This window comes from Anaerolineales bacterium, assembly GCA_019637805.1.
In the GTDB taxonomy this organism is placed as follows: Bacteria; Chloroflexota; Anaerolineae; order Anaerolineales; family UBA11579; genus JAMCZK01.
Window position 1 is genome coordinate 191805 of sequence record JAHBVB010000002.1, and the last position, 19326, is coordinate 211130.

At 60.2% G+C, this 19326-nt stretch carries 17 protein-coding genes; 15 read left to right on the top strand and 2 right to left on the bottom strand.

What is annotated here, in order from left to right:
- Positions 1 to 68 precede the first annotated feature (68 nt).
- The 15 genes from tatA to KF885_06660 all read left to right on the top strand — a co-directional run bounded on the left by tatA (position 69) and on the right by KF885_06660 (position 15209).
- Complete coding sequence (gene tatA, locus KF885_06590; GenBank protein MBX3048822.1) at positions 69 to 230, top strand: twin-arginine translocase TatA/TatE family subunit; 162 nt, start codon at positions 69 to 71, stop codon at positions 228 to 230.
- 82 nt (positions 231 to 312) lie between these two features.
- Positions 313 to 1170, top strand: a complete 858-nt coding sequence (locus KF885_06595) for an amino acid ABC transporter substrate-binding protein (GenBank protein MBX3048823.1) — start codon at positions 313 to 315, stop codon at positions 1168 to 1170.
- A gap of 88 nt (positions 1171 to 1258) precedes the next feature.
- Positions 1259 to 2065: an amino acid ABC transporter permease gene (locus KF885_06600; GenBank protein ID MBX3048824.1), complete on the top strand. Its 807-nt coding sequence runs from the start codon at positions 1259 to 1261 to the stop codon at positions 2063 to 2065.
- Positions 2049 to 2801: an amino acid ABC transporter ATP-binding protein gene (locus tag KF885_06605; GenBank protein ID MBX3048825.1), complete on the top strand. Its 753-nt coding sequence runs from the start codon at positions 2049 to 2051 to the stop codon at positions 2799 to 2801. The genes KF885_06600 and KF885_06605 overlap by 17 nt, the downstream gene beginning before the upstream one ends.
- A 149-nt stretch (positions 2802 to 2950) precedes the next feature.
- The gene (locus tag KF885_06610; GenBank protein ID MBX3048826.1) at positions 2951 to 4639 is read left to right on the top strand and encodes a hypothetical protein; all 1689 of its coding nucleotides are present in this window, start codon (positions 2951 to 2953) and stop codon (positions 4637 to 4639) included.
- Between the two features lie 107 nt (positions 4640 to 4746).
- Positions 4747 to 5829 carry an ABC transporter permease gene (locus tag KF885_06615; protein ID MBX3048827.1) on the top strand — a complete coding sequence of 361 codons (1083 nt, stop codon included), beginning with the start codon at positions 4747 to 4749 and terminating at the stop codon, positions 5827 to 5829.
- A 9-nt stretch (positions 5830 to 5838) separates the two neighbouring features.
- A complete protein-coding gene (locus tag KF885_06620; GenBank protein MBX3048828.1) occupies positions 5839 to 6789 on the top strand; it encodes an ABC transporter permease in 951 nt (316 codons plus the stop codon).
- Between the two features lie 13 nt (positions 6790 to 6802).
- Positions 6803 to 7855 (top strand): ABC transporter ATP-binding protein, encoded by a 1053-nt coding sequence (locus tag KF885_06625; protein ID MBX3048829.1) that lies wholly within the window; start codon positions 6803 to 6805, stop codon positions 7853 to 7855.
- A complete protein-coding gene (locus KF885_06630) occupies positions 7852 to 8859 on the top strand; it encodes a dipeptide ABC transporter ATP-binding protein (protein ID MBX3048830.1) in 1008 nt (335 codons plus the stop codon). Before KF885_06625 ends, KF885_06630 begins: the two co-directional genes overlap by 4 nt.
- Positions 8860 to 8892: 33 nt before the next feature.
- Positions 8893 to 10524, top strand: coding sequence for a gamma-glutamyltransferase (ggt, locus tag KF885_06635; protein MBX3048831.1), 1632 nt, complete (start codon positions 8893 to 8895; stop codon positions 10522 to 10524).
- On the top strand, positions 10521 to 11495 hold the full coding sequence (gene mvaD / locus KF885_06640; GenBank protein MBX3048832.1) for a diphosphomevalonate decarboxylase: 975 nt from the start codon (positions 10521 to 10523) through the stop codon (positions 11493 to 11495). Before ggt ends, mvaD begins: the two co-directional genes overlap by 4 nt.
- Positions 11496 to 11573: 78 nt before the next feature.
- Positions 11574 to 12629, top strand: a complete 1056-nt coding sequence (locus KF885_06645) for a site-2 protease family protein (GenBank protein MBX3048833.1) — start codon at positions 11574 to 11576, stop codon at positions 12627 to 12629.
- 2 nt (positions 12630 to 12631) lie between these two features.
- The gene (locus KF885_06650) at positions 12632 to 13663 is read left to right on the top strand and encodes a HEAT repeat domain-containing protein (GenBank protein ID MBX3048834.1); all 1032 of its coding nucleotides are present in this window, start codon (positions 12632 to 12634) and stop codon (positions 13661 to 13663) included.
- A complete protein-coding gene (locus tag KF885_06655) occupies positions 13641 to 14888 on the top strand; it encodes a hypothetical protein (protein ID MBX3048835.1) in 1248 nt (415 codons plus the stop codon). Before KF885_06650 ends, KF885_06655 begins: the two co-directional genes overlap by 23 nt.
- A gap of 42 nt (positions 14889 to 14930) precedes the next feature.
- On the top strand, positions 14931 to 15209 hold the full coding sequence (locus KF885_06660) for an acylphosphatase (protein ID MBX3048836.1): 279 nt from the start codon (positions 14931 to 14933) through the stop codon (positions 15207 to 15209).
- A 57-nt stretch (positions 15210 to 15266) separates the two neighbouring features.
- Here the strand turns inward: KF885_06660 and KF885_06665 are convergent, their stop codons facing one another.
- Together KF885_06665 and KF885_06670 are read right to left on the bottom strand one after the other, a co-directional pair.
- A complete protein-coding gene (locus KF885_06665; GenBank protein MBX3048837.1) occupies positions 15267 to 17735 on the bottom strand; it encodes a site-specific DNA-methyltransferase in 2469 nt (822 codons plus the stop codon).
- A 10-nt stretch (positions 17736 to 17745) separates the two neighbouring features.
- Complete coding sequence (locus KF885_06670; GenBank protein ID MBX3048838.1) at positions 17746 to 19317, bottom strand: hypothetical protein; 1572 nt, start codon at positions 19315 to 19317, stop codon at positions 17746 to 17748.
- Positions 19318 to 19326 lie beyond the last annotated feature (9 nt).

The following is a 19326-nucleotide window of genomic DNA, read 5'->3' on the forward strand; positions in this document are numbered from 1 at the left end:
CCTGCTTAGATAAATACACCACTTTGGTAAAATACCTGCATAGACCCCGCAAGGGGCCGGGAGTGAAAATGCCGCGTGGTGCTGAATGGATCATTATCCTTGTGATTGTCGTCCTGGTGTTTGGGGTGGGGCGCCTGGGTCAATTGGGGAAAGACCTGGGTGAAGGCATCCGCTCTTTCCGCAAAGGATTGGCGGGCGATGAGGAACCCAAGGACGAAAAAGACGCTTAAAAGTTTCGCAGCTAGTTGATTCCCTGGCTTGTTTCGTGATAAATTACGCTTAGTTTTGTCCACCCCTTACGGAGGAAGAAGAATGAAGAAGCTGAATGTAGTATTTTCCCTGCTTGTTCTCGGTAGCCTGGTTCTGGCTGCATGCGCTGGTGCTCCAGCAGCCGGCGATGGCCCCGCCAGCGGTGGCTCCAGCACCGAAGGGTTGCCTGATCTGGGTGGCCGCGAAGTGACGATTGCCATCGAGAACGCCTACCTGCCCTTCAATTACATTGACGAAGTCAGCGGCGAAGCCGGTGGCTGGGACTACGCGGCCTGGGACGAGATCTGCGCCCGCCTGAACTGCGTTCCGGTCTATGTGGAAGCCGCTTGGGAAGGCATGATCCAGGCTGTGGCCGATGGCCAGTATGACGCTGCTGCCGACGGCATCACTATTACCGAAGACCGCGCTCAGATCGTGGACTTCTCCGTTGGCTATGTAGCCATCGAGCAGCGCCTGCTGGTGCGTGTGGATGAGGATCGCATTGAGAGCATTGACAGCATCGTCAATGACGAGAGCCTCGTCCTGGGCACCCAGACCGGCACCACCAACTACGAAACCGCCCTGCAGTATCTGCCGGCCGACCGCATTCAGGCCTTTGAGCAATTCCCCTTTGCTGTTCAGGCTTTGATCGCGGGTGACGTGGACGCGGTGATCATCGACGAGACCGCTGGTCAGGGTTACCTTGGCGCCAACGCCGAGGACCTGAAGCTGGTTGGCCCCTCAATGTCCAGCGATGAGCTGGGCTTCATCTTCCCCAAGGGCAGCGACTTGGTGGCCGCAGTGAATGCGGCTTTGCAGTCCATGATGGCTGATGGCAAGCTGAATGAGCTGAACGCCATTTACTTTGGCGCCAACTTCAACTGCGAGTATACCGATACTGGTATCGGTTGCGGCGGCTAGTAAGACTACCTGCGAAGCTTAACGTGTAGTAAAAACGCGGTGCAGGACTGTGAAGTTCTGCACCGCGTTTTCATTTCCCAGTTGAGAGGTGATTTTGGCTAAAGCTGCATCAAAAGAGACTCCGCTGATTGTCGAAAGTCTTTGGGATCGGTTTGCCCGCTTCCCCTGGTGGCTGGTGGCAATCATTCTTGTGTTGATCGGGTCAGCCTATTTTGTTGCCACCAACGAAAGCTATCAAGCTTCACTGCTCTTTATTGTTCAGGGCATCAGTATCACCGTCCAAACCACTCTGTATGCTTATGCGTTGGCGCTGGTGATTGGCCTGATCATGGGCCTGGGTCGTGTTTCGCGTAACGTGGTTTTTAGCAACGTGGCGCGTTTTTATGTCGAAGTGGTGCGCGGCATTCCCATGCTGGTGCTGATCTTCTATATTGCGTTTGTAGCCGTGGTGGACTTTGCCGGGTTCTTCGGCATCGCCGGACGTGATGTGCCCATGAACGTGCGCGCCATTATTGCCCTGGCCGTGACCTACGGCGCTTTCCTGGCGGAGATCTTCCGGGCCGGCATCCAGTCCATCGACCGCGGCCAAATGGAGGCGGCTCGCTCACTGGGCATGAGCTACACCAAGGCGATGCGCTATGTGATCCTGCCGCAGGCTATCCGCAATGTGCTCCCAGCGTTGGGCAATGATTTTGTTGCCATGCTCAAAGACTCTTCACTGGTCTCTGTCCTGGCGGTGCGTGACATCACCCAGGTCGCCCGCTTGCATGCGGGTTCCACTTTCCGTTTCCGTGAAGCCTATACCGTATTGGCCGTACTCTATCTCAGCATGACACTAGTGCTTTCCGCCCTGGTGCAATGGCTGGAAAGGCGTTTGCATGCCGGTCGCAAGTAAGCCCATCATTGAAATCAAAAGTCTGCATAAGACCTTTGGCAAGGATATTCACGCCTTGCGCGGCGTGGACCTCTCCGTGGAGCGCGGCAAAGTGGTCGTGATCGTCGGCCCCAGCGGCTCCGGGAAGAGCACGCTGCTGCGCTGCATCAACCACTTGGAAGTAGAGACGCATGGTGAGGTCTGGGTGGATGGCAAGCGCTTGAACGAAAAGAACAAAGACATCAATGAGATCCGTGCCGAAATTGGCATGGTCTTTCAGTTGTTTAATTTGTTCCCGCACCTCACCGTCATGGAGAACATCATGCTGGCTCAGCGCGTGGTGCGCGGCCGCAGCAAAGCCGAGGCGGAAGAGGTTGCCAAGAAGCAATTGGAACGCGTGGGCATTTCTGAGAAAGCGCACTCCTTCCCGGCTCAACTCTCAGGCGGCCAGCAGCAGCGCGTGGCCATCGCCCGCGCCCTGGCGATGAACCCCAAGATCATGCTCTTTGACGAGCCGACCAGCGCGCTGGATCCGGAAATGATCAAAGAAGTGCTGGATGTGATGCTGGATCTGGCCAAGGACGGGATGACCATGATCGTGGTCACGCATGAGATGGGCTTTGCACGCGCCGCCGCTGATCAGGTAATTTTTATGGACCAGGGCTTGGTCGTGGAGCAGGGTACCCCACAACAAGTTTTTAACAACCCCATCCAGGACCGCACCAAGCTGTTCCTTTCGCAGATCCTGCAGCATTGATTTAGGCGTTGAAGAAAGACATTATTGACCGCTGAAATGAAAGCCCCTATAATGACCTGTTAAACCCTGTGAGAGGAGGTGGTTAGCAGATCGTTGTTGACAGTACGTGTTGTTTTCTAGAAGAAGAGAGACAAAACCTAGGAGAGTATATGAAAAGGCAAAAGCTGTTTAGCGTGTTGGCGCTATTGGTAGTGGCCAGCTTGCTGTTGGTCGCCTGTGGAGCCGGTGCGGCTCCAGCGACTGAAGCGCCCGCCGAAGAAGTTCCTGCTGGGGAAGAAGCCCCGGCCGGAGACTTTGTCGGCGACATCTTGGATGCAGGCAGCTGCGATTACGGCGGCAAGGTCCTGTCCATCGAAGCTGTCGACCGCCTGACCGTGCAGTTCAATCTGTGTAAGCCGGATCCGGCCTTCCTGGCCAAGATCGCCTTTACTCCCTTTGGCATTCAGCCGAAGGAGTGGATCGCCTCTACCGGCGGCACCGGCGAATTGCTGGAACGCCCGATTGGTACCGGCCCCTACATGGTCAGCGAGTGGGTACGTGGTGACCAGGTGGTCTTCACCCGCTTTGACGGATACTGGGGTGAAGCTGGCCCGGCCCAAACCGCTGTGCTTCGCTGGGCTACTGAAGGCGCCGCTCGTCTGCAGGAACTGCAGGCTGGCACGGCCAACTTCGTGACCAACATCAGCCCGGATGACTATGCCACTGTGGAAAGCGACCCGAACCTGGTGTTGATCCCGCAAGACAACCCCAACGTCTTCTACATTGGTTTCACCAATACCTTTGCGCCCTGGGATGACGTTCGCGTACGCCAGGCCGTTGCCATGGGTATTGACCGCCAACGCATTGTGGATAACTTCTATCCTCCTGGATCGGAAGTGCCGCACTCCTTCACCCCCTGCGGTATCCCCAATGGCTGCGAAGGTGAAGCTTGGTATGACTTTGACCCCGAAGCGGCTCGCGCCTTGTTGGCTGAAGCCGGCTTCCCGGATGGTTTCGACACCTCCATCTACTATCGCGACGTGTTCCGCGCTTACCTGCCGGAGCCCCCGCTGGTAGCTGTGGAAATCCAGGCTCAGCTGCGTGAGAACCTGGGCATCAACGCCCAAGTGGTTCCGATGGAATCTGGCGAGTTCATTGAACTGGCTACCACCGGCGCCCTCGACGGTATTCACCTGTTGGGTTGGGGCGCGGACTACCCGCACATCACCAACTTCTTGGACTTCCACTTCGGCGCGGGCAACCCGCAGCTGGGTACCGCCCACCCTGAGATCTACGAAGTGCTGCAGCAGGCTTCCTCGATCGGTGACTTGGCTGAAGCGGCCCCGTTGTACGCCCAGGCCAACAATGCCATCAAGGAACTGGTGCCCATGGTGCCGGTGGCTCACGGCTCTGTGGCCCATGCGGCTTCCGCCAGCTTGGGCGGCGCCTACTATCCGCCTTTCGGCTCCAACGAGTTCTATCGCTTGGATCCGGGTGCGGATACGCTGGTCTATGTCCAGAATGCTGAACCGATCAGCCTGTACTGCGCTGACGAAACCGACGGTGAATCGCTGCGCCCCTGCCAGCAGGTGGTGGAAACCCTGCTGGACTACGCTACCGATTCCGGTGACACCGTGCCTGAACTGGCTACGGCTTGTACCCCGAATGACGACTCCACGGTTTGGGTCTGCACGCTGCGTGATGGCGTGAAGTTCCACGATGGCTCTGACTTTGACGCCAACGACGTGGTGGCTTCCTTCGCCGCCGGTCTGGATGCTTCCAATCCGTACCATGTGGGCAACACAGGCAGCTTCGATTACTTTGCTTACCTGTGGGATGCCTTGATCAACGCGGAATAAGGAAAAGAATCTTCCATCCGCGCAAGGCTCTGACGTTTAGAGCTTGAGTGCGCGGGGTGGGGCCGCCCAGGCGGAACTACCCACCCCGCGCACTTTTGGACACTGCTATGATCCAATACATCGTACGCCGCGTACTGCTGGCCATTCCTGTTATCCTCGGCATCCTGGTTGTTACCTTCCTTATCGCCCGGGCCATTCCGGGGGATCCATGTCGTTCGGCCTTGGGCGAGCGTGCTACAGAGGCGGCCTGCGAGGCTTTTAATCAGCGCATGGGTCTGGATCAACCTGTGCTGGTGCAACTGGGGATCTACATGCGCCAGATCTTGTTGGAAGGAGATTTTGGCAGCTCCATCCGCTACAGCCGACCGGTGTCGTTGATGCTGATCGAGCGTTTGCCGGTGACGCTGGAGCTCGGGGTTTCTGCCCTAATTCTGGCCGTGATGGTTGGCATTCCTGCTGGCATCCTGTCTGCGGTGAAGCGCAATTCGCGCATTGATGTGGCCGCCATGGTCGGCTCCAACATTGGCGTATCCATGCCCGTCTACTGGCTGGGATTGATGCTGGCCTATGTCTTTTCCATTTTCCTGAAAGATACGCCTTTTTGGCTGCCCCCCAGCGGCCGCTTAACGGCTGGCGTGATTGCTGCCCCCTTCTACAAAGTGTGGGATTGGCAGTTAATTTCTGGCAGCCTGGGAGCGCAAGCAGCTGATTTCCTGAGTAACCTGGTCTTATTTAATTCATTTATCACCGGCCAATGGCACGTCTTTTCGGACGGCATCAAACATCTGATCTTGCCCGCCGTGGCCCTCAGTACCATTCCCTTGGCCATTATTGCCCGCATCACACGCTCCAGCATGCTGGATGTGCTGGGTGCTGAATATGTGCGCACAGCCCGGGCCAAAGGCCTGGCCGAACGTGCCGTGATACTCAAGCACGCATTGCGCAACGCACTGTTGCCCATTATCACGGTAGTTGGTTTGCAGACCGGCACATTGTTTGCCGGCGCGGTGCTCACCGAAACCATCTTCAGTTTTTCGGGGGTGGGCCGCGCCCTGTTTGATGCCATCACTGGGAGAGACTTTCCTGTCATCCAGGCTTTCACGGTGGTGATAGCCGTGGGCTATGTAGCCATTAACTTGATTGTCGATATCTGCTATGCCTTTATTGATCCACGCATCAAGATTGAGTAGGTGAGCGCCATGGCTGTTCAAAGTCCCCCTGTCGCTTCGGTTGAGCAAGTGCAAGACTATCGCAACAATAGTCTGCTCTTTCTTACATTTCGGCGCCTCTTCCGCCAGCGCAATGCCCAGGTTGGCATGCTGATTCTGGGTTTTCTGGTTTTGGTGGCCATCTTTGCCCCGGCCCTGGCCCCTTATGACCCCGACCAATCGCTGATTGGCGTGGAAAGCATTGACAAGCGGGCTGGGCCATGCATTCACTTGCTGGGCTGCTCCGCAGACCAGCCGGAGCATTACATGGGTGTGGACGGCAACGTGCGCGACCAATACAGCCGCATTATCTACGGCACGCGGGTTTCCCTGTTTATTGGTTTCTCCACGATTGGCTTGGCCGTCATCTTTGGCACCATCATTGGCGCCGTCTCCGGTTACGCCGGTGGGTGGGTCGACAACATCATCATGCGCATCATGGATGTCATTCTGGCGTTTCCCTCTTTCTTGCTGGCCATTGCGATCATCACCGTATTGGGGCGCGGCCTGCAGAATGCGTTGTATGCGATTGCGATAGTGAACGTACCCGTGTTCGCCCGTCTGGTGCGCTCCAGTGTCATCTCCCTCAAAGAGTTGGATTTTGTCACTGCTTCGCGTTCGCTGGGCGCCAGTCCGCTGCGCATCCTCTTTATCCGCATTCTGCCCAATGCCATCCCGACCTTGATCGTGCAAGCCACCCTCAGCATCGGCGGCGCCATTCTGGAAGCCGCGGCGCTCTCTTTTCTGGGCCTTGGCGCTCAGCCGCCGTTGGCGGAGTGGGGCACCATGCTAGGCACGGAGCGCAACCAGGTCTTCACTTCTCCACATCTGGTCTTTTTCCCCGGCATCGCCATCATGGTCACGGTGCTGGCCTTCAACCTGCTGGGCGATGGTTTCCGCGACGCTATGGACCCCCGCCTGGCGCAACTGGCCAAGACCTAGGATGGCTGCAAGCATGTCGACCAAGAAAACCGCCCCCCAACCTTTGCTGGATGTCCAGAATCTAAAGACCTACTTCTATACCGATGACGGCGTATTGACGGCGGTTGACGGTGTGGACTTCCAGGTAGCCCCGCGCCAGGTCTTTGGCCTGGTGGGCGAATCGGGTTGTGGCAAAAGCGTTACCTCGCTATCCATCATGCGCTTGGTGGACACCCCAGGCAAGATCGTGGATGGCCAAGTCTTGCTGCAAGGGGAGAACTTGCTGGACAAAACCCCTGCTGAAATGACCAAGGTGCGCGGCAGCCAGATCTCCATGATCTTCCAGCAGCCAAAGAGCAGCCTCAATCCTGTGTTCACCATTGGCGACCAGATCGTGGAAGTCTTCAAGATCCATGAAACCATCAGTGAAAAGGACGCCCGCCAGCGAGCCGTCGAATTGCTGCGCCGGGTGGGCATCCCGGACCCGGAGCGCAAGGCCCAGGCCTATCCGCACGAACTGTCGGGCGGCCAGGCCCAGCGCGTGATGATCGCCATGGCGCTGGCGCTAAAGCCGCGGCTGCTGATTGCGGATGAGCCCACCACCGCGTTGGACGCTACTATCCAAGCCCAAATTCTGGACTTGATGCAAGACCTGCGCGACACGACCGACACGGCGGTGATCCTCATCACGCATGACTTGGGCGTGATTGCCGAGCTGGCTGACCGTGTGGCCGTAATGTACGCGGGCAAGATCGTGGAGGAGGGCGACACAACGGCGCTCTTCGACAAGCCCTTGCATCCTTACACCCAGGGTCTGATGGGCTCCATCCCGGTTTTGGGGGACACCAAGGAACGTTTGGAAGTTATCCCGGGCAATGTGCCCAGCCTGATCAACTTGCAGCCGGGCTGCCGCTTTGCTTCCCGCTGCGGCGCTCGGGTGGAGCATAACCTGGAGATTTGTACGCAGGTCGAACCCGACTTGATCGAATTTGATGCGGGCCACAAAGTGCGCTGTTGGCTGTATCAGGAGCATGCCGGCCACACACCGCCTCTAAAAGCGTTTGCCGGCAAGAAGGACCGCAAATGAGCGCCAAAAGCCAAACGTCCCCAGAGCGTAGCCCCTTGATCGAGGTGCGCAACCTCAAGAAGTATTACCCAGTGCGCGGCGGCTTACTGCGTCGAAAAGTGGCAGATGTTAAAGCTGTGGACGATGTCAGCTTTGCCATCTACCCTGGTGAGACACTGGGCCTGGTAGGCGAATCGGGGTGCGGCAAGACCACGGTGAGCAAGACCATGCTGCGCCTGGAAGAGGCTACGGCTGGGCACATCTTCTTCGAAGGAGAAGATGTGCTGGCCGCCGACGCGGCCGGGATGAAAAACCTGCGCCGCAATATGCAGATCGTCTTTCAGGACCCGTATTCTTCGCTGGACCCGCGTCTGCCGGTGGGCGAATCGATTGCCGAGGCCCTGGTGGTTCACGGCATTGGCGATCCGCAGGAGCGTTTTGAGCGCGTACTTGAGGTGCTCAAGAAGGTTGGGCTGGAAGACTATCACGCCACCCGCTACCCGCACCAGTTCTCCGGAGGACAACGCCAGCGCATCGGCATTGCCCGCGCTTTGATCTTGGATCCCAAGTTCATCGTCCTGGATGAGCCAGTCTCGGCCCTGGACGTATCGATCCAGGCGCAGGTGCTCAATTTGCTTTCCGACCTGCAGCAGGAACTCGGGCTGACCTACCTGTTCGTGGCCCACAACCTGGCGGTGGTGGAACATATCTCGCACCGTGTGGCGGTCATGTATCTGGGCCGTGTGGCGGAGATCGCGCCGCGCAAGGCGCTTTTCAAGAAGCCCTTGCATCCTTACACACAGGCGCTTATGTCTGCCGTGCCCAAGAAGCACCCGGCAGAGAAGAAAGAGCGCATTCTGCTCACGGGGGACGTGCCCAGCCCGCTGAACCCGCCCAGCGGTTGCCGCTTCCACCCGCGCTGTCCGGTAGCGCGCATGGGCCACTGCAACGTGGAAGAACCCCAACTGCGCCAGCTGGAGCCCGAGCACTGGGTGGCCTGCCATTACGCCGAAGATTTCCTCTAGATCAGCCTGCAAAGCCAGTTAGAATCTTCGGGCATGAACTTCGCTCCTGTGCCTGAGTTTGTTTCGCGCCGTTCGCCGGTCGTGGGCCGCGGTGGCATGTTGGCCAGCAGCCAACCGCTGGCCACCGCCGCCGGCCTGGAGATGCTGCGCGCCGGCGGCAGCGCCGCCGACGCGGCAGTAGCTACCGCTGCGGCGCTCAACGTCACTGAGCCGACCAGCACGGGTATCGGCGGTGATTGCTTTGCCCTCTATTATGAAGCGGCCACGCGGCAGGTGCATGCCCTGAATGGCTCCGGCCGCGCCCCGGCGGCCCTTAGCCTCGATCTGCTGAACCAGCAGGGTTTGACTGAACTGCCCCTGTACCATGCTCACACGGTCACGGTGCCTGGCGCGGCGGCGGGCTGGTGCGACACTGTGGCGCGCTTTGGCCGCCTGCCGCTGGGGCAGGTGTTGGCCCCGGCCATCGAGCTGGCTGAGGCGGGCTTCCCCGTGGCCCCGGTCACCAGCCATTTTTGGGAGCGCGGGGCGCAAAATCAGCTCAGCCGCGCGCCTAACGGGCACGAATTGACCATCGAAGGCCGTGCCCCGCGGCCGGGCGAGATCTTCCGTAACCCCGGCCTGGCGCGTACCTTGCGCCGTCTGGCAGAAGGCGGTGCACAGGCCTTTTATCAAGGCGAGATCGCCGAGGCGATCGTGGCGGTGCTGGCCGAGGCCGGCGGCGTGATGACGGCTGCTGATCTGGCAGCCCACCACAGCACCTGGGATGAGCCCATCTTCGCCGACTACCGCGGCCTGCGCGTGTGGGAGTGCCCGCCCAATGGGCAAGGCCTGGCCGCTTTGCTGGCCTTGAACATATTGGAAGGCTTTGACCTGGCCAGCCTGGACCCCTTGGGGCCAGAGCGCTGGCACCTGATAGTTGAGGCGATGCGCCTGGCCTTTGCCGACACGCGCTGGTTCGTGGCCGACCCGGCCAGCCACCCGGCGCCGCTGGAGGCGCTGCTTTCCAAGGACTATGCCGCCCAGCGCCGCGCCCTGATCGACCCAGGGCATGCCGTGGCGGATGTGGCCCGCGGCCGCCCCACGGCGGGCAGCGACACCGTGTATTTCAGCGTGGTGGACGGCGAGGGCAACGCCTGCTCGTTCATCAACAGCAATTATCACGGCTTCGGCACCGGCATGGTGCCCAAGGGCTGGGGCTTCACCTTGCAAAACCGCGGCTATGGTTTCAGCCTGGACCCGGCGCACCCCAATGCGCTGGCCCCGGGCAAACGCCCGTACCACACCATCATCCCGGCCATGATCACGCATGCCGACAGCGGCGAGCTGTTTGCCAGCTACGGGGTAATGGGCGGGTACATGCAGCCGCAGGGTCACATGCAGGTCGCCGTGGGGCTGATCGACGATGGGCTGGACCCGCAGACGGCCCTGGACCGGCCGCGCTTTTGTATTGAAGACGGCAGTGCCTCGCTGGAGCTGGCGGTGGAACATGGGCTGCCCGAAGGCACCCAAACCCAGCTGGCTGCCATGGGCCACCAGCTGAAAGAGGTGGACGGGCTGCCGCGGGCCTTGTTTGGCCGCGGGCAAGTGATCTTGCGAGAACGGGAGACTGGCGTGCTGTGGGGCGGCAGCGACCCGCGCGCCGATGGATTGGCGATGACCTTATGACCCAGGCAACTGCTGTCGCACACCCCAACATTGCCTTCATCAAATACTGGGGCAACCAGGACCAGGCTTTGCGCCTGCCTTCGAATGGCTCGATTTCCATGAACCTGGATGGTTTGCATTCCCATACCTCGGTGCGGTTCACCAGCAGCCTGGCTGGGGATGAATTGCTGCTGGACGGCAAAACCGCCAGCCCTGAGCAGACCCAGCGCGTGACGGCTTTTCTGGACCTGGTGCGCGGGCAGGCCGGCATCGCCAGCCCGGCCCGCGTGGAGAGCCGCAACAATTTCCCCAGCGGGGCTGGGATCGCTTCGTCCTCCTCAGCCTTTGCTGCGCTGGCCTTGGCGGCCAGCGCATCTGCCGGCCTGCAGCTGGACGAAGCCGCCCTCTCGCGCCTGGCCCGGCGCGGCTCTGGCTCCGCCAGCCGCTCGGTGCCGGGCGGTTTTGTGGAATGGCGGCCGGGCAGCGACGCCGAAAGCTATGCCAGCAGTATTGCCCCAGCGACGTACTGGGATCTGGTGGACTGCATTGCCGTGATCAGCGAAGCCCATAAGGCCACCGGCTCCACCGCCGGGCATGTGCTGGCCGGCAGCTCCGCGCTGCAGGCCGCCCGCCTGGCCGGCGCCCCGCAGCGCCTGGAGCAGTGTCGCACGGCGATCCAAAAGCGAGACTTCGAAGCCCTGGCAGAAGTGGCCGAGCTGGACTGCCATTTGATGCACGCGGTGATGATGACCTCGCAGCCCGGCTTGCATTACTGGCTGCCGGCCAGCCTGGAGGTGATGGAGGCGGTGCGCGCCTGGCGCGCGGCCGGCACCCCCGCCTTCTATACGCTGGACGCCGGGCCGAATGTGCATGTGCTCTGCCCGGCCAGCGGCGCAGACGCGCTGAGCGCCGCGCTGCAGCAGGTGCCCGGCGTGCTGCGTGTGCTGCGGGCCGGCGCCGGCGGCCCGGCGCAGCTGCTGCCGGCTTCCTAATTCCCGTCTTAGTTTGCCCCGGCGGTTTCGCCGGCGGCAAACGATATAATTTCCGGATTGGACTTTGGAGAACAGATCATGACGTTAATTCTTTTTGTGGTTGCCTTGGTATCCCTGATCGTATTGCATGAATTGGGGCATTTTTTTGCCGCCAAATTCAGCGGCATCAAGGTCAAGGAATTTGGGATTGGTCTGCCGCCGCGCGTCATGACCCTCTTCAAGTGGGGCGAAACCGATTTCACATTGAATGCGCTGCCCCTGGGCGGGTTTGTTCTGCCCGAGGGTGAAAATGACCCGGATGTGCCCGGAGGCCTGTCTGCCGCCCCGCCGCTTAAGCGGATTTTCGTGCTGTTGGCCGGCCCGGCGATGAACCTGCTGGCTGCGGTGGTTCTGTATTTCATCATCTTCATGCAGATCGGGGCGCCGGACCTGAGCCGGGTGGAAGTGATGAGCATCTCGCCCGATTCGCCGGCCCAGACCGCCGGCCTGCAGGTGGGGGATGTGCTGCTGCGCGTGGACGGCCAGCCGGTGACCAGCAGCCAGAGGCTGCAAGAACTGATCTATGCCAGCCTGGGCGAGCAGATCGAACTGACGATTGAGCGCGCCGGCGAGGAACACAACCTGTACCTGGTGCCGCGCGACCCACCCCCGCCGGATGGCGCGATTGGGATTGCGATGGGCAACCCCAGTGTGGCGGCCAACCCGGCGCAGGCGCTGAGCCTGGGTGTGCAGATGGTGCGCCAGCAGGCCGATAACCTGCTGCGCCTGCCGGGCCGCCTGCTGAGCGGGACGGCCAACGAAGATGAAGGCCGCCTGATCGGCTACAAGGGCATGTACGACATCTTCACCGCGGTACGGGCCGCCGACACAGCCCCGCAGAGCCCCACGCCCGCCGGCGTGAACACCATGTCTTTCTTCGCCTCCATCTCGATTTCGCTGGGCATCCTCAACCTGCTGCCCCTGCCGGCGCTGGACGGCGGCCGGATCTTGTTCACCCTGCCGGAGCTGCTCTTCCGCCGCCGGGTGCCTGCCGTCTACGAGAACACGGTCAACTTCGTCGGCTTCGCCTTGCTGCTGATGCTGTTGATCTATATCAATGTTCAAGATTTCCTCAACCCGATCGTGCTTCCCTAAAAATGCAAGAAGACCTGACCCCCACACCGGAAGATATTTCGTTTGATGAGGTGCTGAGCGCGCTGCGCGACGAGTCGCAGCCTATGCCGGCGCGCCTGCTGTATGGCTTCTCCAACCTGGACGGCGTGGAAGCCGGGGCGCTGCGCGCCGTGTGGCCGGGCTTGTCCGCCGCCCGCCGGCTGGGCGTGCTGGAGGACCTGGAGGCTTTGGCCGAGGGCAACGTGATCTTGTCGTTCGACGCGGTCAACCTGATCGCCCTGGACGATGAAGAGCCGCGGGTGCGCGTGACCGCCGTGCGCGCTTTGTGGACCTCTGAGCAGCCGGCGTTCCTGGAACGGCTGCTGCGCTTGGTGCAAGATGACCCGGTGGGGGAAGTGCGCGCCCAGGCCGCGGCGGGCCTGGGCCAGTATGTGCTCTGGGGCGAGCTGCAGTCCATCCGCCCGGCAGACCTGCAGCAAGCGGAACAAGCCCTGCTGCGCACCTACGAAGACGACCCCGATGAACTGGTGCAGCGCCGCGCCCTGGAAGCCCTGGGCTATTCCAGCCGCCCGGAAGTGCCTGACCTGATCGAGCAGGCCTATGAGCGTGACGACGATGACTGGATCGGCAGCGCCCTGTATGCCATGGGCCGCTCCGCCGATGACCGCTGGACGCGCCCGGTGCTGGACCGGCTGAAGGACCACAACGCCGAGCTGAGCCGCGAGGCGGCCCGGGCGGCGGGCGAGCTGGAGATCGGCGAGGCCCTGCCGGCCCTGATCGACCTGCTGCAGGACGAGGACGCTGAGCTGCGCCTGACGGCGGCCTGGTCGCTTTCGCAGATCGGCGGCGAGGGCGTGGAAGACGCCCTGGAAGAGCTGCTCGAGCGCAGCGAGGACGAAGAAGAGATCGAGCTGCTGGAGGACGCGCTGGAAAACCTGGCCTTCACCCATGAAATGTCCGAGATGCCCATTTTGGATTTTTCGCCGGATGACCTGGAAGACCTGGTGCGCCCCGACCTGCCCATCGACGAGGATGACGACCCCGAACTGGATTAGTCGGGCCGGGTTGTGCGCGGCCGCGCTGGGCTGCCTGGCTGTGCCAAGCCTGGCGCCACTGGCCGCTCCGGCGTCTGCTGCGACCGCGGCTGCCGCCCAGCAAGGGGTGCAGGTGGTGGAGCAAACGCACAGCTATCTGTTCAACGATTCGCTGCATTTCCAAGCCGAGTTTGCCGCCAGCATGCGCATCATGAACGCCTTTGTCTTCTATGAGTGGGAGGGCAGCGGGCGGCACTGGGTGTATGAAGGCGAGCTGAGCGAGAACCGCCTTTTGGATGTTAACGTGCCCCTGGAGGCGGCCAACCAGCCGCCGCCCTTTACTGAAGTCCGCTATTGGTTCCGCTTCGCCGATCTGCGCGGCCTGGTTCACGAGAGCCAGGTCTATTCATTCTTCTACGACGACAACCGCTACGCCTGGAACAGCTACCAGGACGGGCCGTTCACGCTGCACTGGTATGCCGGCGACGCGGGCTATGCGGCTTCGATCCTGGCGGCCGCTCGCCAGGGCGTGCTGCGCACCCAGGCGCTGCTGCCGGGCGCGCAACTGGCCGCGGCCACACTGCGCGTGTATGAGGACGCCGCCGATGTGCAGCTGATCGCCGGGCGTTCCGGGATCGCCTGGCAGGCCGGCCACACGGACCCGGCGGCCGAGATGCTCTTGCTGGCCCTGCCGCCCGGCCCCGGCCAAAGCCTGGAGGTGCAGCGCCAGGTGCCGCATGAAGTGGCGCACCTGATGCTGTACCAGACCCTGGGGCCGGAGCCGTATGCCCGCTTGCCGGTCTGGCTGAATGAGGGCATTGCGGCGCAGGCCGAACTGTATTCCGACCCGGAAGCGGCGGCGCTGCTGGCCGCGGCGGCCGGGCAGGGCAGCCTGCTGCCGCTGGCGGCGCTGTGCGCCAGCTTTCCGCAGGATGCGGCCAGCGCCCGGCTGGCCTATGCCCAGGCGGGCGACTTTGTGCACTACCTGGTGGAAACCTATGGCCAGACCGGCTTCCACCTGTTGGTGGACGCTTATTTGCACGACGGGGAATGCCTGGGCGCCCCGCAACAGGACTTCGGGACCGACCTGAACGGCCTGCAGACCGCATGGCAAACGGCGCGCTTCACCGCCTCGCCGCAGGGCGTTGAATTTTGGCTGGCGGCGGTGCCGTGGCAGACGATCCTGGCTTCGGCCGGGGCAGCGCTGGCCCTGTTCCTGGTGCTGCGGCTGAGTGGGCGGAGATAGCGATCAGCAGTCAGCAATCAGCGTTCAGCAATACATAAGCCCATGTCCAACCAACGACTCCACATCTTGATATCCGGCCATGTGCAGGGTGTGGGCTTTCGCTATTTTGTGATGCGCCAGGCGCAGGAGCTCGGCCTGAGCGGCTGGACCCGCAACCTGCATGACGGCCACGTGGAAGCTGTGGCTGAGGGTCCGCGGCCAGCACTGGAGCGGCTGTTGGTTGCCGCCCGTCAGGGGCCGCCGGGCTCGGCGGTGAGCGATGTGCAGGCGGAGTGGGGCGCGGCGACGGGGGAGTTCAGCGGGTTTGAGGTGGTTGGGTAGGGGCGGTTTGCAAACCGCCCCTACGCGATTGGTGTGGTAGGCAGTTGCAAACCGCCCCTACACCTCTACCACCTTCATCACTTCATCACCATAGTGATTGATGACCTTGACCGCGATTTTGCCGGTCTTCGGTTTGGGGAAGGGGCGCGAGGTGGTTGAGTACAGTTCATCCCAGACGTCTTCGTTGATTTCTGCCTTGAGTGCTTTCTTGAGTTTCTCGTAAGGCTTGTCTGCGCCCAGGAAGTAGGCCTGGGTGACGAAGAAGGCTTCGTCGTTGTAGTTGGTGTCCACGAACCAGGCGGCGATGTCGTGCTCCGGATCACCGCTGCCGCTGCTGCGGATTTCGCTCTTCACCGGGTCGTAGACGTCCACGCCCAGCACCTCCACCTGCGCGCCGCCTTCGGCTTCCCTGACCTTGATCTCGGGCTCGCCGAAGGCCAGGAAGAGGTTGCCCGAGCCAGTCTTTTTGAGCAGGTCGCCCATCGACAGGTCGGGGTTGATTTTGACCTTCAACACCCGCAGGCCATTGACCTGGCTGGGTTCGGAGAAGGCAGATGCATCGAAAGAAGTGGCGGCCACCACAAGCAAATCGGCAAACTTTTTGGATACGCGGGCTGCCTGGCGGATGAAGTCGTCGTCCACGCTGCCGAATTCCGGGCCGATGGAGACAGCCACCTTTTTGACGCCGTTTTCGCTCTGATACTCGCCGACGGCTTGTACTTCCGGCCCGCTGGGCAGGATGTCCAGATTGGTGAATTCCAAGCGGGCGTCCTTCTCGCCGGTTTGCACGCCGGCCTTGAGCATGTTCTCGACGATGGTCTGCGCAAAGCGCTCGGTGGAGAGCAGCTCTTGCCGGTCCGAGACGCGATGCGGCGAAAGCGATTCGACTGTGAACGGGCCGGCGACGCGCACCAGGTCTTTGGCCTCCAGCGGCTGGTCGTAGAGGATTTCCTGGGCGGGCTCCTCATCGTTGGCCAAAGATTTCAATGTGATGTGCGGCACGGTCTTGTATTCAAAGCCCATGGAGATACTGGCCTCGTCCTTGAGCCGGTAGTAGGGATATTTGGCGCTCATCAGCCGAGTGCGGGCCAAGGCCAGGGCTACGCGCGAAGTGTCCGTGGTGATCCAGCGCCGACCCCATTGCTCCGCCACATAGGCTGTAGTGCCCGAACCGCAGGTGGGGTCGAGCACTATGTCGCCGGGGTCGGTGGTCATGAGGATGCAACGCTGAATTACAATTTGGTTCGTCTGAACTACATAAACCTTTTGCATTCCACTCCCAGATGCAGTATCGCTCCAAAGGTTTATTAACGGTGTTACAGGCAAGTCATCCAGATACCGCTTGTAAGACAGACCGGATCCGGTCTTAACTATCCTGCCTAGAGCAGCAAGTTTTTCCAAACCATCCAAAGAGGTTTTCCAGTGCGCGCCGCTTGAAGGAGTGTATTTTCTTCCCTCAAAGTTAAAAATCTGATCTTTGCTTGACGCACCAGCAGATTCCAGAATCTGGGTTCGGAAGATTCTGCCGCTAACGGTTCCCCAATCTTGCTTTTCTTGCTTACTTAGATTCCTAACTGTCCCATCTGCTAGTTCAACTTTGTTGTACGCCTCATATCCCTGATCCGGCGTCTTTAAATAATAAAGTTGCCGATATTTAAGGTTTGACTTGTCTTTAGCGTACCAAACAATATAGTCCGACACGTTATCCAAGGTTGATGAGCCGAAACCGCCAGTTTTTTGAAAGGTGATTTGTGAGACAAAATTGTTAGCCCCAAAGACCTGATCCATTAAAGTTCTGACAAAGTGAACATTTTCGTCTGAAATTTGGACAAAGCATGAACCGCTTTGATCTAACAATTCCCTGGCAGTTGTTAGCCTTTGCAGCAGATAGGTCAGGTATGAATGGATGCCCAGTTCCCATGTGTCACGAAAAGCCTTTACTTGCTCAGGTTGGCGAACGAAGTCTTCTACTTTGTTTTCTTTTACATCTCGTTTCCTTGTAGACACCTGCCAGTTTGAGCCGAACTTAATCCCATAGGGCGGGTCAATATAGATGCACTGCACCTTGCCGCGCATGCGCTCTTTTTCCAGCAGGCTGTTCATCACCAGCAGCGAATCGCCCAATATCATGCGGTTCTGCCAGTTGTCCTCGTGCTCGTAGAACTCCACGGCTTTGGCGATCTGTGTCTCCGCCGTCTCGCCAAAGAGCATCATCTGCGCGTTTTCGTCCGCGCCCAGCTTCAGGCGAGCAATGATGGCCTCCGGCGCGATCTTCTCCTGCACATAAATCGGCACGGTGGGCACGGAGAATTCGGCGCCTTGCTCCTCTTTGCCCGCCCAAACCAACTGCGGGTCCAGCGAGGGGTCGTAGGCGTATTTCTTCTTCACCGGCTGCTTCTGGCGCGCGGGCAGCTTCTCGGACTCCTCCTGGGTGGGGATGCGCACCCGTTTGGTCTCGTGCTTGTAGGAGCTAACCGGCGCGGCGGTGGTGACGGGTTTCTTCTTGATGGGTTTTCGTTTTGGCATGGCAGTCTCGTTAAACCAATTCTTGTGGGCTCAGGCTCTCAAAGCCTTTGTCCATCCCCAGGCGGATCAGGTTCTGCACTTCGTGGATGTCCTGCACCTCCAGCATGGCCCAGCGGCCGTGCTGGCCCAGGTTGTTCACCGCGGGCACCCAATATTCCCGGGCGGTCTTGACCTTCAGGGCCTTCTTGTCGTCCTTCTTGCCGGTCACTTCGACTATCAAGTTCAGTTTTTCTTTGTCCGGCATTTCCAGCACAGCGATGAAATCCGGATGGTAGGAGAGCGAGTTGCCCTGGTGCTCGTAGGGGATGACGAATTGCAGGCGCTCGTTCTTCACATAGGCCAGCACTTCAAGCATCTGCTCCAGGCGCTTGGCTACGCCTTGCTCCCACATCTCCGTGTCGGCCACCACGTAATTCACATGGCTCTTCACCGTTTCGTGCACCTCTTTGGTGGTCAGGAAATCTACATAGCGGGTGGAACCGAGCGCATCGTAGGGCGCCAGGATGGGCAGCAGTTTCTTCTCGCCGTCCTCGCTCAGGTGGTCGGCCACAATGCCCTGCTGTATCTTGGTCAGTGCGCCGTTGAAGTACTCACCGATGGATAAATAGCCGATGACCATGCGGTCCTTGAGTACCACCTGGGTTTGCACGTATTGCTCAACAATGCGCTTAAGTTGCGGGTACAGCCAGATTTTCGGATCCCCGTCTGCATCTTCGTAATAGCGACTGAGCAGGGCTTCCGTAAGGTGGGTGATGACGGTGCCTTCGCGGCGCTCTTTGATTTTTTCCAAATCCTCTTTGATTTCCTGGCCCACAACTCCGCCCAGCACCACTTCGGTGGGCTCGTTTTCAATAATCGTCCTGGATTCTTCAGTGAATTTTGCGGAGAGCTTGCCTTCGTTGAGCTCATAGCGATAGCCAAATACGCGCGGGAAAGTGATTTCGTATTGTGAACGACTCTCCAGGGCGTGTACGCGGTGGTGCACCTTGGGCGCCACTGGCGGCGGGTTGCCCTCGAAGCGCAAGAAGTTGAAGGGCACGCCGTATACCTCGGCGTATTCCTCATTGAGCAGGCCGTTCTCGTTCACCGTGTAGTCCACGCGGCGCAAGGCCCGGCCGACCACCTGCTCGCAGAGCAACTGCGTAGAGAAGGCGCGCACGCCGAGGATATGCGTCACCGTGTTCACATCCCAACCTTCGGTGAGCATGGAGACGGACACGACGCACTTGATGTTTTCGCCCAACTTGCCGGGCTTGCCCACCGTGTTCATCACTTCGCGCAGCAAATCTTCGTCCGTTGGCTCGTCGCGGCCGGGGAAGCGCTTGCGATACTCTTTGCGATATTCCTCTATTTCGCGCGCGAAGACCTTCTTGAAATTGGCGTCTATCTTCTCGCCGCTCTCCAGCTGGTGCGAATCGATGATCAGCGTATTGGGCTTGTCGAAGAAGTGAACGCCATCTTCGTTTCTGAAGATGGGCAGCTTGCCGGGAACGATCTTGCCAGTAGTAGGGTGCTCGAAGCCAGCAATCCAGCGATAGACCAGCTCGGAAACCGTGGTGTTGTTGCACACCACGATCATCACCGGCGGCAG

What these genes read in the sequence shown, in the direction of transcription:
- KF885_06605 (MBX3048825.1), top strand. Translation starts at nt 2,049, where the DNA reads ATGCCGGTCGCAAGTAAGCCCATCATTGAAATCAAAAGTCTGCATAAG.
- mvaD (MBX3048832.1), top strand. Translation starts at nt 10,521, where the DNA reads ATGACCCAGGCAACTGCTGTCGCACACCCCAACATTGCCTTCATCAAA.
- KF885_06645 (MBX3048833.1), top strand. Translation starts at nt 11,574, where the DNA reads ATGACGTTAATTCTTTTTGTGGTTGCCTTGGTATCCCTGATCGTATTG.
- KF885_06660 (MBX3048836.1), top strand. Translation starts at nt 14,931, where the DNA reads ATGTCCAACCAACGACTCCACATCTTGATATCCGGCCATGTGCAGGGT.
- KF885_06650 (MBX3048834.1), top strand. Translation starts at nt 12,632, where the DNA reads ATGCAAGAAGACCTGACCCCCACACCGGAAGATATTTCGTTTGATGAG.
- KF885_06610 (MBX3048826.1), top strand. Translation starts at nt 2,951, where the DNA reads ATGAAAAGGCAAAAGCTGTTTAGCGTGTTGGCGCTATTGGTAGTGGCC.
- tatA (MBX3048822.1), top strand. Translation starts at nt 69, where the DNA reads ATGCCGCGTGGTGCTGAATGGATCATTATCCTTGTGATTGTCGTCCTG.
- KF885_06595 (MBX3048823.1), top strand. Translation starts at nt 313, where the DNA reads ATGAAGAAGCTGAATGTAGTATTTTCCCTGCTTGTTCTCGGTAGCCTG.
- KF885_06620 (MBX3048828.1), top strand. Translation starts at nt 5,839, where the DNA reads ATGGCTGTTCAAAGTCCCCCTGTCGCTTCGGTTGAGCAAGTGCAAGAC.
- KF885_06625 (MBX3048829.1), top strand. Translation starts at nt 6,803, where the DNA reads ATGTCGACCAAGAAAACCGCCCCCCAACCTTTGCTGGATGTCCAGAAT.
- KF885_06615 (MBX3048827.1), top strand. Translation starts at nt 4,747, where the DNA reads ATGATCCAATACATCGTACGCCGCGTACTGCTGGCCATTCCTGTTATC.
- KF885_06630 (MBX3048830.1), top strand. Translation starts at nt 7,852, where the DNA reads ATGAGCGCCAAAAGCCAAACGTCCCCAGAGCGTAGCCCCTTGATCGAG.
- KF885_06655 (MBX3048835.1), top strand. Translation starts at nt 13,641, where the DNA reads ATGACGACCCCGAACTGGATTAGTCGGGCCGGGTTGTGCGCGGCCGCG.
- ggt (MBX3048831.1), top strand. Translation starts at nt 8,893, where the DNA reads ATGAACTTCGCTCCTGTGCCTGAGTTTGTTTCGCGCCGTTCGCCGGTC.
- KF885_06665 (MBX3048837.1), bottom strand. Translation starts at nt 17,735, where the DNA reads ATGCCAAAACGAAAACCCATCAAGAAGAAACCCGTCACCACCGCCGCG.